Below are 13,828 nucleotides of genomic sequence, written 5' to 3' on the forward strand. Positions count from 1 at the left end.
TCGTCTTCAATCCGCTGAGTGTCTGGACCTGCTTCGATCGCGGGGACAGGCCGGTTGCGGTGCTGTGCGAGGTCAACAATACCTTCGGCGAGGCCCACAGCTATCTGCTGCACGAGAAGGGCGCTCCGATGGACTGGCCGATCCGCCACGCGCACCGCAAGGACTTCCACGTCTCGCCTTTCGTCGACATGAACGCCGACTATCACTTTCGGTTTACCCGGCAAGGCGATCGACATGCGATCGTGATCCGCGAATATCAGGATGCGTCCTTGATGTTGGTGGCCGTCCAACAAGGGACCGCGGAGACGATCACGGACGGCAAGCTGCTGCGCGCCGCCTTCGCCTATCCATTTCTGACCCTGAAGGTCGTCCTCATGATCCATTGGCAGGCTTTGAAGATCTGGCTCAAGGGAGGGCGCTACCATTCCAAGCCGACTCCACCCCTAGAAGAGGTGTCCTGATGTCCGCAGAGGAGTTGATCGAAGAACCTCTCACCCGCCGATCGAGCTGGTCGAGCCGCCTGATCGGCGGGTTTTGTCGGCACCTGGCGTTCGGCCAGCTCCTGGTGCGTTTCCCCGACGGAAGCGCCATCTTGCACCGCGGCCGGTTCCCTGGCGCGAGCGGTGTCATGGAGGTGCAGTCGCCACTCAAGATGGCTGGACGGCTTCTCACCCGAGGCGAGGTGGGTTTCGGCGAGTCCTACGTGGAAGGGCATTGGACGACGCCCGATCTCGCCGCGTTGCTCGAAGTCCTCTACGACAACATGGAACATCTGGGCGTGGGGCCGCGCGGGATGCGTTGGTCGCGACTTTGGGATCGATTGAGCCATCGGCTGCGGGATAATCATCCCATCAACAGTCGTCGCAACATTGCTCACCATTACGACCTGGGCAACGACTTCTACAAACGTTGGCTTGATCCGAGCATGACCTACTCCTCCGCGCTCTTTGCCGACCCGGCGCGGGACAGTCTGGAATCAGCCCAGGAGCGTAAGTATCAGCGCTTGCTCGACGCGCTGGACGCCAAACCCGGCGAGCATATCCTGGAGATCGGCTGCGGGTGGGGCGGTTTCGCGGAGCTGGCGGCACGACGCGGTCTGCACGTGACCGGCGTGACGCTCTCGCGCGAGCAGCTCGCCTACGCACGCGAGCGCCTGGAGGCCGCCGGTTTTGCCGATCGCGTCGACCTGAGGCTTCAGGATTATCGCGACATCGAGGGCCGCTTCGATCACGCGGTCTCGATCGAGATGATGGAGGCGGTGGGCGAGGCATTCTGGCCGACCTACTACCAGGCGTTGCGTCGGCTGGTGCGACCGGGCGGTCGCATCGCCTTGCAGGTCATCACCATCAACGAGGACGATTTTCCCGTTTACCGCAAGCAGCCGGATTTCGTTCAGCTCTACATCTTCCCGGGCGGGATGCTGCCCACACCCGAGCGCATGACGCGCGAGGCGGAGGATGCGGACCTGCTGATTCGAGAGACGGCGTGGTTCGGGTTCGACTATGCCGAAACCCTTCGCCGTTGGCGTCACGCATTTCATGCGGTGGATCAGGAGGTGGCACGGCTCGGATACGATGCGCGTTTCCGCCGGATGTGGGACTACTATCTAGCCTACTGCGAGACCGGCTTCAAGACGGGCTGCATCGATCTGACCCAAACGATCCTCGAGGTCCCGCAGCGGAGCTGAGGCCCGCCGTGTGGAGGAGCGGGCGCGCAGTTCAGCGAATCCCGCACCATTGTGCGTGCCGAAGTATTGCACCGTGCGGGGCTGGTCCGTCAAGGCTTCCTATAGAATCGAATCGACGCGCAATGGAAACCGCATGAGCGAGATCGTCCTCATCAACGTCTCGGGCGAGGATCGCCCGGGGATCACTGCGGCCCTCACCGCAATCCTGGCGCGGTATCGGGTGCCGATACTGGATATCGGCCAGTCGACCATTCACAACGCCTTGGCGTTGGGTCTTTTGGTCGAGCTGTCCGCAGACAGCGCATCCTGTCCGGTGTTTCGAGATCTGCTGTTCACCGCTCACGGCATGGGGCTTGATCTTCGGTTCACGCCGGTCGATCCCGACGCTTACGAGGACTGGGTCGCCGAGCAGGGGCAGCCGCGGCATATCCTCACCCTGCTGGGTCGCGAGATCGATTCGGAGCACATCGCGCGGGTTTCCGCCGTGGTCGCCGAATACGGTCTGAACGTCGATCGGATCTCGCGGCTGACGGGGCGTCTCTCGCGGCGTGCGCCGGAGCGCCATCCGCTTGCCTGCGTGGAGCTCTCGGTTCGTGGTGCGGTTGCCGATCTCTCCGCGCTGCACGCCGGTTTGCTTGCGCTCGGGCAGATCCTGGATGTGGACGTCGCCGTGCAGGAGGACGACATCTTCCGGCGCAACCGGCGTCTGGTCTGTTTCGATATGGACTCGACCCTGATCCAGACCGAGGTGATCGACGAGCTGGCCGCGGCTGCCGGTGTCGGGCCCGAGGTCGCGGCCATTACCGAGGCCGCGATGCGCGGCGAGCTTGACTTCAAGGAAAGTTTCCGGCGCCGTATCGCACTACTCGAGGGGCTCGACGAGTCGGTCCTCGGCGAGATCGCGGAGCGCCTGCCCATCACCGAGGGCGCCGATCGGCTGATTGCGAGCCTCAAGCAGCTCGGCTATCGCATCGCCATCCTCTCCGGCGGTTTCACCTATTTCGCCGAGCACCTGAAGCGTCGATTCGGGATCGACGACGTCTATGCCAATGCACTGGAGTTTCGCGACGGCAAGCTGACCGGCACGGTCTCGAGCGAGATCATCGACGGGCCGCGCAAGGCCGAGCTGCTGCGCGAGATTGCGGCCCGCGAGGGGATCCGCCTCGAACAGGTCATCGCCGTGGGCGACGGTGCGAACGATCTCCCGATGCTGGCGATTGCCGGCCTGGGAATCGCCTTTCATGCCAAGCCGATCGTCACCAAGCAAGCACGTCACGCCATCGCGAATGTCGGTCTCGACGGGATCCTCTATCTGCTCGGGATGCGTGACCGCGACCTCGAGCGGCTCGCCAGGGGTGCGGCGCCTCGGCGCGACGAGGCGCTCGCGGCGGCTCCCTGATAGCCGGTCGTCCGTCCGAGACCCTCGCGACGTGACACAGTGTCACGCCTGTCCCGTGGCGCTCCGCGCTACGCCACGTTCAGGCGCGGCCGGAATGACACTTGAGGCACCCCGGCTTCGGGTCGCCGATGTTGATCGGAAAACCAACTTCAAGTCATGCATGTGACTGTGACTCGGATTCCGGCCGAATAAACCCCGCCGTCAGGTGCCGTTCGATGGCCTTTGCCTCCATCGGATGCGCGAACCACATCCCCTGCCCGCACCGGCAGCCCATTGCCGCCAAGCGTTCGGCTTGCTCACGGGTTTCCACGCCCTCGGCCACCGTGTCGAGCTTGAGCGCGTGTGCGACTGCCAGCAACGCCTGAACCGTTTCGACGGCCTCGGGGTTGTCGTCGAGCTCGAGGACGAATTGGCGATCGATCTTGAGCGTGCTGACCGCGGAGCGACGCAGGTAGGTCAAGGACGAGAAGCCGGTGCCGAAGTCGTCGAGCACAAGCCGCACGCCGAGATCGCGGAGCACGGCAATCTGGGTTCGGTAATGTTCGCCATATTCCATCATCGCGGTTTCGGTGAGCTCCAGCTCGAGCCGGGCGGGGTCGATACCCGTCTCCTCGGCCGTTGCGAGGACATCATCGGCGAGACAGCCGGCGCGGACCTGCTGAGGCGAAACATTGACGCTGACCCGACCGAAGGCGAGCCCTCGGTCATGCCAGCCGCGCGCCTCGCGCGCCGCCGTGCTCAGCACCCAGCTGCCGAGGACATGGAACAGTCCGCGGCGTTCGGCGAGATGCACGAAATCACCCGGCGGCAGGATCCCCTCCACCGGATGGCGCCAGCGCACCAGTGCCTCGACCGCCGTGATCCGCCCGGTCGCGAGCTCGACCTGCGGCTGGTAGTGCAGGAAGAGCTCGCCGCTGCGCACGGCCTGATCGATCCGATCCGTCAGGGCGGCATCGCGGCGGACCTGCCGGGTCATGGCGTCGGTGTGGAAGGCGTAGCTGCCGCGTCCGTTGTTCTTGGCCTTGTAGAGGGCGACATCGGCTCGGCCGAGGAGCGTTTCCAGGTCGATATCCGGCTTGGGGACGAAAACGACACCGACGCTCGCCCCGCAGGTGATGGCATGACCGTCGATCGAATAGGGCCGCGTCAGGTGCTCTACGATCTTCTCGGCGAGGGTGGCGGCATCCGAGATGGTATGTGCATCCGGCTGAATCACGGCGAACTCGTCGCCGCCGAATCGCGCGACGGTGTCCATACCGCGAACGAGGGTCGAGAGGCGCTGGGCGACCTCTTTGAGGAGCAGATCGCCCACGGGGTGACCGAGGGTGTCGTTGACCTCCTTGAAGCGGTCGAGATCGAGAAAATGCAGCGCGAAGCCCTTATCGGCGCGGCGCACCGAGGTGAGTCGCTTGGCGAGCTGGCTTTTGAAAAGGGTCCGATTGGGTAGGCCGGTGAGGCTGTCGTAGTAGGCGAGTCGCAGGATCTGCTCCTCGGAGCGTTTGCGTTCGGTGATGTCGTGAAAGGTGACGACGACACCCATCGCGGAATCGCCGACGCGGATCGGCGTGGCACGATACTCGACGGGGAACGCCGTGCCGTCGCGTCGCTGCAGGACCTCGTCGCTGACCACGATGTCTTTGCCGGTATGCATCACCGAGAGCATGCGGCAAGCGGTTGCGTCGTGGTCGCCTTCTTCTGGGTCGTCATGGGTGACGGCGGGACAAGGTTTACCGACCAGGTCGGTCGGGTCGTATCCCAACAGGCTTGCGCCGGTAGGGTTGATGAAGGTCGTCATGCCGTCGGGATCGAGCCCGAATACCCCTTCGCTGGTCGACTCCAGAAGGAGGCGGGCGCGTTCCTCGGCGGCGATGCGTGCGGCGCGGTCGCGCGCTTGCTGTAAGGCGACCGCGACCAGTGCAGCGCCTTGCGCGATATAAATCAGCTGCTCCGCATCGGGTTTTCCGGGCGCCCGCGAATAGATATCGAAGGTCCCCAGGATGTTTCCGCCGGAATCGCGAATCGGCTCGGACCAGAAGCCGCGGACACCGCTCTCTTTCGTAATTCCCGCCAGCGACTGCCAATACGGATGATAGAGGACATCCGCGATCACCAGAGACTCGCCGCTCGGGTGAGGGGCCGTCCCGGTGGTCGGTTCATTCGTCAGGCGGTCGATCGCCTCGATGAGTCGCTCCGGAAGACTCGGCGCCGTGCCGACGCGCAGGCGGTGTGTCGCGCTGTCCATGAGCATGATCGAGCACATGAGGCTCTGGTCGAGCGTCTCGATCGATGCGGCGATCGCGTCGAGCGCCTCTTGCACGGGCGCGCCGTCCGCGATCAATTCCATGATGCGAATACGGCTTTCCTGAAGCATCCAGGCGCGTCGGGTCTCGGTGACATCGCGCACGGTTCCCGTCATATACGCCGCTTGGCCGTGCTCGCGGGTCAGCGTCGCGCGCTCGTGGAGGTAACGCACCTCGCCGTCGGGCAGCAGGATCCTGTGCTCGCAGTCAAAATCGCGGGTCCCGGCGATGGCCTCCCGAGCTGCGTGCTCGACCCGTGCGCGGTCCTCCGGGTGAACGCAGTCGAGGAAGCCTTGGAAGTTGCCCGGGAAGCTTTCAGGCGGAAAGGCAAAGATGCGATAGACCTCGGCCGACCACGCGAGTCGGTCGTTCTCGGCATCCCACTCCCAGGTCCCGAGGTGCCCGAGCCGCTGTGTCTCTTCGACCAAGCGCTCGCTTCGAGTCAAGCGCTCTGCGAGCGCGGCTTGCGCTTCTAGCGCCTGTGCGAGCTCGGCGGCGATGTCGCGACGCAGGTGTCGGAAATGCCAGGCCATACCGGCGGCAACTGCAGCCAGGAGCGACAGTGCGCCGACGGCACCCATCGCGATTGCGGGAGGCCAGATCGCCGCGGACTCGGATGCGAGCGCGAGTGTGGGGCTCCATGCGGCCGGCAGCCACATCCATCGGGTCCCCGGGGACGAATCGATCGGTCGCTCTGGCCTCATGTCCATTCGGGCATCTAGGGTGATTGTTGTGCGTGCGTCCTTGTTCCGGGACTGCGCGCTGTTCTCGCGGCATCGCTCATGGCAAGCATCCTGAGTCTGCGGCGCGCCGATCCGCAAACGGAGTATCCGCATCCATCGCCTGATGGGATAATGCCGGCCCGACCGTCCACACTGCAATGGCCCCTCGCCGGAGATCCGCAGATGCCCGACCTCGACCGGACCTACCGGATCGGCCCGATCCATTTGGCCCCTTCCGTTCTGCCTCGGAACGGGTGGACCTTTTTGGCCGCTGCGTTTTTCTCGATCGGACTGATGATCTTCATTTCCATCGGTCAGACCTACATCCTCAACGAGCATCTCGGGGTTCCGGAGTCCAAACAAGGGGCGATCAGCGGCAACCTCGTGTTTCTCACCGAGATCGTCACCCTGCTGCTGTTTCTGCCGGCCGGCGTCCTCATGGACCGGATCGGTCGCCGAGGGGTCTACGCCGCGGGCTTTCTGTTCCTGGCTTTGACCTATGTCCTCTATCCGCTCGCGGAATCGGTAGAGGCACTTTATTTCTACCGGATCCTTTATGCGATCGGCGTGGTCGCGGTCGCGGGCGGGTTGTCGACCGTCCTCGCCGATTATCCAGCAGAACGCTCCCGCGGCAAGTTGGTGGCCATCGTCGGTGTCATGAGCGGCTTGGGTGTCGTGCTGATCAGTCAGGGTCTGGGAGCCATGCCGAAGGTCTTTACCGGCGCGGGCTTCGACGGCGTCACCGCGGGCAGGTTGACTCATTTTATCGTTGCGGGTCTCGCGGTTGCGGTTGCCCTGTTACTCCTTTGGGGCCTCAAACCGGGTCTACCCGTTCGCCTTCAAGATCGTCCGAGCGTGCGCGCGCTCTTGGTGGGTGGTTTTGCGCACGGACGCAATCCGCGGATCCTTTTGGCGTACGCTTCCGCATTCATTGCACGCGGCGACCAATCGGTCAATGCGATCTTTCTTGTCCTATGGGGCACCCTGGCGGCTAAGGCGGCCGGCATGGAGTCGGCCTCGGCGGTGATGAGCGGAACCCTGATCTTCGTCATGGCGCAGATTTCGGCGCTCGTATGGGCGCCGGTCCTCGGTCCGTTGCTCGATCGGATCGACAGGGTCACCGGGCTCGCGATCTGCATGGCGCTGGCGGCCCTGGGCAACCTGAGTCTGTTGGCGCTCGAGGACCCCCTGTCGTCGTATGGTCCGATCTTTTTCATCCTGCTCGGGATCGGCCAGATCAGTGTCTACCTCGGCGGGCAATCCCTGATCGGCAAGGAGGCTCCGGTCGGGCAGCGCGGCTCGGTGCTCGGCGCCTTCAACGTCGCCGGGGCGATCGGTATTCTCCTGATTACGCCGATTGGAGGGTATCTGTTCGATCGGGTCGATCCCCGCGCACCCTTTATTGTGGTGGGTGTCATCAACGTGATACTCGTGTTCGCGAGTATCTATGTGCGCGTGAGGCATTCGCCGGAACCGACGAGCGCACACGCCGAAAACCAAGCCTAAACGGGATCAGGATGGCGCCTCGCGCGCCTCAGCTCAGCGTGCGCCGTCCAAGTGGCCGATTGCAGCCACGAAAAAGCCGGCATTCGCCGGCTTGCTCATTTGAACGAATTTGGTCGGGGTGACTGGATTCGAACCAGCGACTTCTGCCTCCCGAAGACAGCGCTCTACCAAGCTGAGCTACACCCCGAAACGGTTTATCAATGTTTGCGGTCAACCGAGAAATCCGCCAGAGTCGCCAAGGCGTCCGTGGAGGGGGAGGGCGGAAAAGCGCGCAGGGCGCGTTTTGCTTGATCCGCGTAGTCTTCCGCAAGCCGCTTAGTATAGGTAATGGCGTCGGTTGACGCAATGACCTCGACGACCGACTCCATGTGCTCGCGACCGCCTTCTTCGATGGCTTTGCGCAGCAGGACCTTTTGCTCGGGTGTCCCGACTTCCATCGCCCGGATCACCGGTAGGGTGGGCTTGCCCTCGTCGAGGTCGTCGCCGATGTTCTTGCCCAGCTCGGCGTTTGCCGGGCTGTAATCGAGCGCGTCGTCGATGAGTTGGAAGGCAATTCCGAGGTTCAGGCCGTAGCTCGCCGCGGCTTCTTCGACACCCGGGTTCGATCCGGCGAGTACGGCACCGAGTCGAACACCCGCTTCGAACAGCGTTGCCGTCTTACGCGTGATGACTTCCATGTATCGTTTTTGATCCGTGTCGGGATCGCGCGTGTTCAGGAGTTGGAGCACCTCGCCCTCGGCGATACGATTGGTCGCATGAGAGAGGATGTCCATGACCCGCATATTCCCCACATCGACCATCATTTCGAAGGCGCGCGAGTAGAGGAAATCGCCGACCAGCACACTGGCGTCATTGCCCCAGACGACGTTGGCCGTCTCGCGATTGCGTCTGAGCTCGGAGGCATCGACGACGTCGTCGTGCAGGAGGGTCGCCGTGTGGATGAACTCCACGACGGCGGCGAGATCAATATGACGGTCACCGCTGTAGCCGCAGGCACGAGACGCCAGGAGCACCGAGAGCGGTCGCAGACGCTTGCCGCCGCTGTTGACGATGTAGTTGCCGATCTGGTTGATCAGGACCACGTCTGACCGGAGTCGACGCAGGATCAAGGCGTCAACGGCCTTGACGTCTTCGGCGACGGGTTGTCGGAGCGCGGTGATATCCATGAGGTGTCGATGGACTGACTGATCGTGGCGGCGGATGCTAGGTGCGGGATGGGGGTCTGTCAAGTCGGAGGCAGGCTGCGAGGCTCATGCGTCGTTGATCCGATGGGGTTTCGCCTGCTGATGGGGCGAGGGAAGGGCGCCGCTCTCTGACCGGTCTCGGGACAACGTCCTTGACCAGGGTTCTCTCGTCGAGTAGTATTCCGCTTCTTTTGTTTCGGCGCACGTCGCCGATCTCGCCGAATGGTTTTGGGGATCTTCAGACATGTACGCGGTCATTCAAACCGGTGGCAAACAATACCGGGTTTCGGAAGGCGACACCGTCAAGGTTGAAAAGATGGTGGCGGAGCAAGGCGCTGTCGTCGATTTTGACGAAATTTTACTGGTGGCCGACGGAGACGATGTCAAGATCGGCAAGCCTTACGTCGAAGGCGGTAAAGTCAGCGCAACCGTCGAAGGGCACGGACGTGCGAAGAAGGTCATGATCGTGAAGTTTCGGCGTCGCAAGCACCATCTGAAACGTCAGGGCCATCGTCAGTCGTTCACTGCCCTGAAGATTACGGCGATCAGCGCCGGCTGAAGAGGAGACTCCCATGGCACACAAGAAAGCTGGCGGCAGCTCGCGCAACGGGCGTGATTCGGAATCCAAACGCCTCGGCGTCAAGGTCTTCGGCGGGCAGGTCGTGAAGGCCGGATCCATCATCGTTCGCCAACGCGGCACCCGATTCCATAGTGGCGTCAATGTCGGCTGCGGACGTGATCATACCCTCTTTGCTCTTCGCGACGGGGTCGTGACCTTTGTCGAGCAAGGCCCGAAGAATCGAAAGTTCGTGACGGTGGTCGAGAAGCCGGCCGAAGTCGGCTCGGCCTGATCGTTCCAGGCGCCTACCCATCGCAACGGGCTCGCGAGCCTCGTCGTTTCGGCGGGGCTCTTTTCGTTTTGGCGATGAGGTCTTCTGAGTTATGAAATTCGTCGACGAGGCTTTCATTCGGGTCGAGGCAGGTGACGGGGGCAGTGGCTGCGTCAGCTTTCGTCGCGAGAAATATATACCCAAGGGCGGACCCAACGGCGGCGATGGCGGCAATGGCGGCAGCGTCTTTCTGGTCGCCGATGTCAATCTGAATACTCTAGTTGATTTGCGTTACCAGCGCGTGCATCGCGCGGAGCGGGGGCAGAACGGGAGAGGGCGAGACATGACCGGTCGTGCCGGGGCTGATCTCGTCATTCGGGTTCCGGTCGGGACGCGCGTCCTTGAGCGCGAGACCGACGAGTTGATCGGCGAGCTCCTGGAGTCCGGTCAGCAGATGTTGGTCGCTCAAGGTGGCTTTCACGGCATCGGGAATGCTCGGTTCAAATCCAGCACCAACCGAACCCCGAGACAGTTCACTCCGGGAACGCCGGGCGAGCGCAGAGATCTTCAGCTCGAGCTGATCCTGCTTGCGGACGTCGGCTTGCTCGGTTTTCCGAACGCCGGTAAATCCTCTCTCATCCGCCAGGTCTCGAGTGCGCGCCCGAAGGTCGCGGATTATCCGTTCACCACGCTTTATCCCAACCTCGGGGTCGTGAGGCTCGGTCGTGACCGGAGCTTTGTCATTGCCGATATCCCCGGCGTGATCGAGGGGGCAGCGGACGGTGCAGGCCTCGGGAGTCACTTCCTTAAGCATCTGTCGCGCACACGGTTTCTGCTTCATCTGGTCGATGTTGCCCCCTTGGACGAGGAAGTCGATCCTGTGGAGCAGGTCCGCAAGATCGAGACGGAGCTCTCCGCGTTCGGCGAAGGACTCGCGCTCAAGGAGCGTTGGCTGGTGCTGAACAAGATCGATCGCCTCCTCCCCGAGGAGTACGCGGCGCGGCGCGAGGAGATCGTCTCTCGACTTGATTGGGCCTTACCCGTCTATGGCATATCAGCGATGACCGGCGAGGGCACGGCGGCGCTGATGGGCGATCTGATGAGTCGATTGGAGGCATTGGCTGCCGAAAGAGCCGCCGAGCAGGCGGGAGCGGCGCGCGAGGGGGGCGCCGATGCCGATGCTGCAGCACCCGAAACCGATTGGCATCCGCTCGACTGAACTGGTTGGACCTGTCCTATGATTTCGCGCGCCATGATTCCCTTCACGCGTCGCTGGGTCGTGAAGATCGGAAGTGCATTGTTGACCCGCGACGGTGCAGGGCTCGAGCGCAGTATGCTGGCCCCATGGGTGGAGCAGATCAGCGCGCGTCGAATGGCGGGCAACGAGGTCGTTCTGGTGTCCTCTGGCGCGGTCGCCGAGGGGATGGCGCGGATGGGTTGGCGGTCGCGTCCCAAGGCCCTCCATGCACTGCAGGCGGCTGCCGCGATCGGGCAGATGGGGCTCGTACGCGCTTACGAAGACTGTTTTCAGGCGCGCGGACTGCATACCGCCCAAGTCCTCCTCACCCATGATGATCTGGCCGATCGGGCCCGATATCTCAACGCCCGCAGTACACTTCGGACCCTGCTCAAGCTCGGTGTGATTCCAGTCATCAACGAGAACGATACGGTCGCAACCGACGAATTGCGCTTCGGCGACAACGATACATTGGCAGCTCTGGTCGCGAACCTGATCCAGGCCGACCTCCTAGTCCTCCTGACCGATCAAGACGGTCTGTTCGACCGCGATCCGCGCGCGCACGCCGATGCCCGCTTGATTCCCGAGACACGGGTCGACGATCCGCAACTCGATCAGGTTGCGGGTGGCAGCGTCACGGGCCTGGGTACCGGCGGCATGGTCACCAAGGTTCGTGCGGCTCGGCTTGCAGCGCGCTCGGGTACCCCGACGGTGATTGCTCCGGGACGTGGAGAAGACGTTCTAAGGCGGATCGGAGAAGGGGAGGGTGTCGGTACCTTGTTGGTGCCCTTCCAGGGACCTCAGGCGGCGCGTAAGCAGTGGTTGGCCGGTCATCTCCAGGTTCGTGGTCGGCTCACGCTCGATGCCGGGGCCGTGAGTGCCTTGCGCGAGAAGGGGACGAGTCTGCTCGCCGTCGGTGTCAGAGAGGTGCAAGGCGCCTTCAACCGCGGCGAGGTCGTTGCGTGTGTCGATGAGTCGGGCCGCGAAGTGGCCCGCGGTTTGGTCAACTACGACGGGCAGGAAGTCGCGAGGGTCAAGGGCCAGCCGTCGAGCCGATTCGAGGCGATCCTCGGCTATCTCGACGAGCAGGAGTTGATCCATCGCGACAATTTGGTGCTGCTCTAAACCGGGTCTGGGTTGATCCGCGTTGCTCTGGAGATGTCTCGATCTCTCATCCGTCGACAAGCGGCGCAGCGGACGCGGCTTAGGCCGTCGATTGCTTTCCTTCAATCCCCCCGCGTAGGCCGACCTTAATGGGGTCGGAGTCCCGCGGCCTTTGCGACCGCATCGGCGATCCGGATTTGCTCGTCATCCGATAAATAGGGGTGCATCGGCAGACTCAGGACCCGCTGCGACACGCGGGCACTGACAGGTGTCCCGAACCGCTCCAGGCTAGGTTGAAACACGGGTTGATCGTTCAACGGCACGGGATAGTGCACCGCTGTGGGAATCCCTTCGGCCGCCAACGCCTCGGCGACTCGATCGCGCTCTTCGACCTGGATCGTGTACTGCGCATAGACCGACTCGTTGCCCGGTGCGATGAACGGGGTCAGCACTGCACCGTCGCCGACCTCGCTGGATACTCCTCCTCGGGCCTGAAGCAATTCGGAGTAGCGGGCCCCGAGCCGGCTCCGCGCATCGACCTCGTTGCGGAACAGGGGTAGCTTCGCAAGGAGAATCGCGGCCTGAAGCGTGTCGATGCGGCCGTTCAGACCGAGACGCGGATGGTGATAACGGCGATCTTGACCGTGGTTTCGGATCTCCTTCAGCCTTTTCGCTACATCGTCGTCGTTTGTGAAGCAGGCCCCCGCGTCGCCGTAGGCACCCAATGGCTTTGAGGGGAAGAAGGATGTGCATCCGATCGAAGACAGGGCACAGGACCGCCTTCCCTTGTAGGTGGCACCGAAGCTCTGGGCCGCATCCTCGATGACGGGCAGGCGGTGTCTAGCGGCGATCTCATTGATGGCGTCCATGTCCGCGCATTGGCCGTAGAGAGAGACCGGCATGATGGCGCGGGTCCGCCCGGTAATAGCCTCTTCGATGTGGGCGGGATCGATATTGTAGGTGACGGGGTCGATGTCGACGAAGACCGGTCGCACCCCGAGCAGTGCAATCATCTCGCCGGTAGCGATGAAGGTGAACGGGGTAGTGATCACCTCGTCGCCCCGGCCGATCTCCAATGCCATCATGGCCGCGAGCAACGCGTCGGTCCCGCTCGAAAGACCGATGCAGTGCCGCGTGCCGACGAAGTCGGCGAGCGCGATCTCCAGCGCTTCGACTTCGGGTCCCATAATGTATTGCCCGTGCTCGAGGACCGCATGAATCCGGGCCTTCACGTCGTCTTCGATCAGTCGATATTGCGATTTTAAGTCGATGAATTGCATTCGTTCCGCCTTAAACCGCGCCCAGCACGGTATGCGATGTTTTTGGATGGGATCGGCCCCGGCAGACTTGACGACTGCTGGAGTCGGCGCGGTTTAAGATCAGGATACCGGGTTTCTGTCGAGCCGTCTTTTCCCTGCGCATAAAAAAACCCCCGCATGGAGGCGGGGGTTTTGGGTATAAGGCCCTGGCGGTGACCTACGTTCGCATGGGGAGGCCCCACACTATCATCGGCGAGACACCGTTTCACGTCTGAGTTCGGGATGGGATCAGGTGGTTCCAGTGTTCTATGGCCGCCAGGAAAACGGGCGGTCGCGCCCCGCTCGGGGGACGCGTCCTGTTCGGTGAGATCGCTGCTGCGGGGACTGTCGACACCCGGCGCAACGCGCTTGGGTGTTATATGGTCAAGCCGCACGGTCAATTAGTACGGGTTAGCTTCACACGTTGCCGCGCTTCCACATCCCGCCTATCAACGTCGTGGTCTTCGACGGACCTTCAGGGGCATCGAGTGCCCGGGGAGACCTCATCTCGGGAGGGGCTTCCCGCTTAGATGCTTTCAGCGGTTATCCCGTCCGAACATA

At 63.0% G+C, this 13,828-nt stretch carries 11 protein-coding genes, 1 tRNA gene and 2 rRNA genes; 8 read left to right on the top strand and 6 right to left on the bottom strand.

The genetic code is table 11. From position 1 onward, the window contains the following. From GPT33_RS04605 to serB, 3 genes are all read left to right on the top strand, one after another. Positions 1-461 (top strand): DUF1365 domain-containing protein (locus tag GPT33_RS04605; protein ID WP_296806152.1); only part of this gene is annotated, 461 nt, incomplete at its 5' end. After that, the gene (locus GPT33_RS04610) at positions 461-1,687 is read left to right on the top strand and encodes a cyclopropane-fatty-acyl-phospholipid synthase family protein (RefSeq protein ID WP_296806153.1); all 1,227 of its coding nucleotides are present in this window, start codon (positions 461-463) and stop codon (positions 1,685-1,687) included. The genes GPT33_RS04605 and GPT33_RS04610, both read left to right, overlap by 1 nt. Before the next feature lie 133 nt (positions 1,688-1,820). Beyond that, the gene (gene serB, locus GPT33_RS04615) at positions 1,821-3,086 is read left to right on the top strand and encodes a phosphoserine phosphatase SerB (protein ID WP_296806154.1); all 1,266 of its coding nucleotides are present in this window, start codon (positions 1,821-1,823) and stop codon (positions 3,084-3,086) included. 154 nt (positions 3,087-3,240) lie between these two features. Here serB and GPT33_RS04620 read toward each other — a convergent pair whose 3' ends face one another. Next, positions 3,241-6,045 (bottom strand): EAL domain-containing protein, encoded by a 2,805-nt coding sequence (locus GPT33_RS04620; RefSeq protein WP_296806155.1) that lies wholly within the window; start codon positions 6,043-6,045, stop codon positions 3,241-3,243. A 246-nt stretch (positions 6,046-6,291) separates the two neighbouring features. On the opposite strand from GPT33_RS04620, the gene GPT33_RS04625 reads away from it, so the two are divergent. After that, complete coding sequence (locus tag GPT33_RS04625; RefSeq protein ID WP_296806156.1) at positions 6,292-7,614, top strand: MFS transporter; 1,323 nt, start codon at positions 6,292-6,294, stop codon at positions 7,612-7,614. A gap of 110 nt (positions 7,615-7,724) precedes the next feature. Here GPT33_RS04625 and GPT33_RS04630 read toward each other — a convergent pair. Further along, positions 7,725-7,801: transfer RNA gene (locus tag GPT33_RS04630), tRNA-Pro, on the bottom strand. A 10-nt stretch (positions 7,802-7,811) separates the two neighbouring features. Beyond that, positions 7,812-8,780 (bottom strand): polyprenyl synthetase family protein, encoded by a 969-nt coding sequence (locus tag GPT33_RS04635; protein ID WP_296806157.1) that lies wholly within the window; start codon positions 8,778-8,780, stop codon positions 7,812-7,814. A 262-nt stretch (positions 8,781-9,042) separates the two neighbouring features. Here GPT33_RS04635 and rplU point away from each other — a divergent pair, with 262 nt between their 5' ends. From rplU to proB, 4 genes are all read left to right on the top strand, one after another. Beyond that, positions 9,043-9,357: a 50S ribosomal protein L21 gene (rplU, locus tag GPT33_RS04640; RefSeq protein WP_296806158.1), complete on the top strand. Its 315-nt coding sequence runs from the start codon at positions 9,043-9,045 to the stop codon at positions 9,355-9,357. A 13-nt stretch (positions 9,358-9,370) separates the two neighbouring features. Then, positions 9,371-9,649: a 50S ribosomal protein L27 gene (gene rpmA / locus GPT33_RS04645; RefSeq protein WP_296806159.1), complete on the top strand. Its 279-nt coding sequence runs from the start codon at positions 9,371-9,373 to the stop codon at positions 9,647-9,649. A gap of 91 nt (positions 9,650-9,740) precedes the next feature. Further along, positions 9,741-10,847: an Obg family GTPase CgtA gene (gene cgtA / locus GPT33_RS04650; protein WP_296806160.1), complete on the top strand. Its 1,107-nt coding sequence runs from the start codon at positions 9,741-9,743 to the stop codon at positions 10,845-10,847. 18 nt (positions 10,848-10,865) lie between these two features. Beyond that, a complete protein-coding gene (gene proB, locus GPT33_RS04655; RefSeq protein WP_296806161.1) occupies positions 10,866-11,990 on the top strand; it encodes a glutamate 5-kinase in 1,125 nt (374 codons plus the stop codon). A 125-nt stretch (positions 11,991-12,115) separates the two neighbouring features. Here the strand turns inward: proB and GPT33_RS04660 are convergent, their stop codons facing one another. From GPT33_RS04660 to GPT33_RS04670, 3 genes are all read right to left on the bottom strand, one after another. Further along, positions 12,116-13,249, bottom strand: coding sequence for a DegT/DnrJ/EryC1/StrS family aminotransferase (locus tag GPT33_RS04660; RefSeq protein ID WP_296806162.1), 1,134 nt, complete (start codon positions 13,247-13,249; stop codon positions 12,116-12,118). Positions 13,250-13,432: 183 nt separating this feature from the next. After that, positions 13,433-13,548: ribosomal RNA gene (gene rrf, locus GPT33_RS04665) — 5S ribosomal RNA — on the bottom strand. A gap of 99 nt (positions 13,549-13,647) precedes the next feature. After that, positions 13,648-13,828, bottom strand: a 23S ribosomal RNA gene (locus GPT33_RS04670); the annotation flags it as partial.

Origin of the sequence: Thiocapsa sp. (genome assembly GCF_011390875.1) — a bacterium.
Lineage (GTDB): Bacteria > Pseudomonadota > Gammaproteobacteria > Chromatiales > Chromatiaceae > Thiocapsa.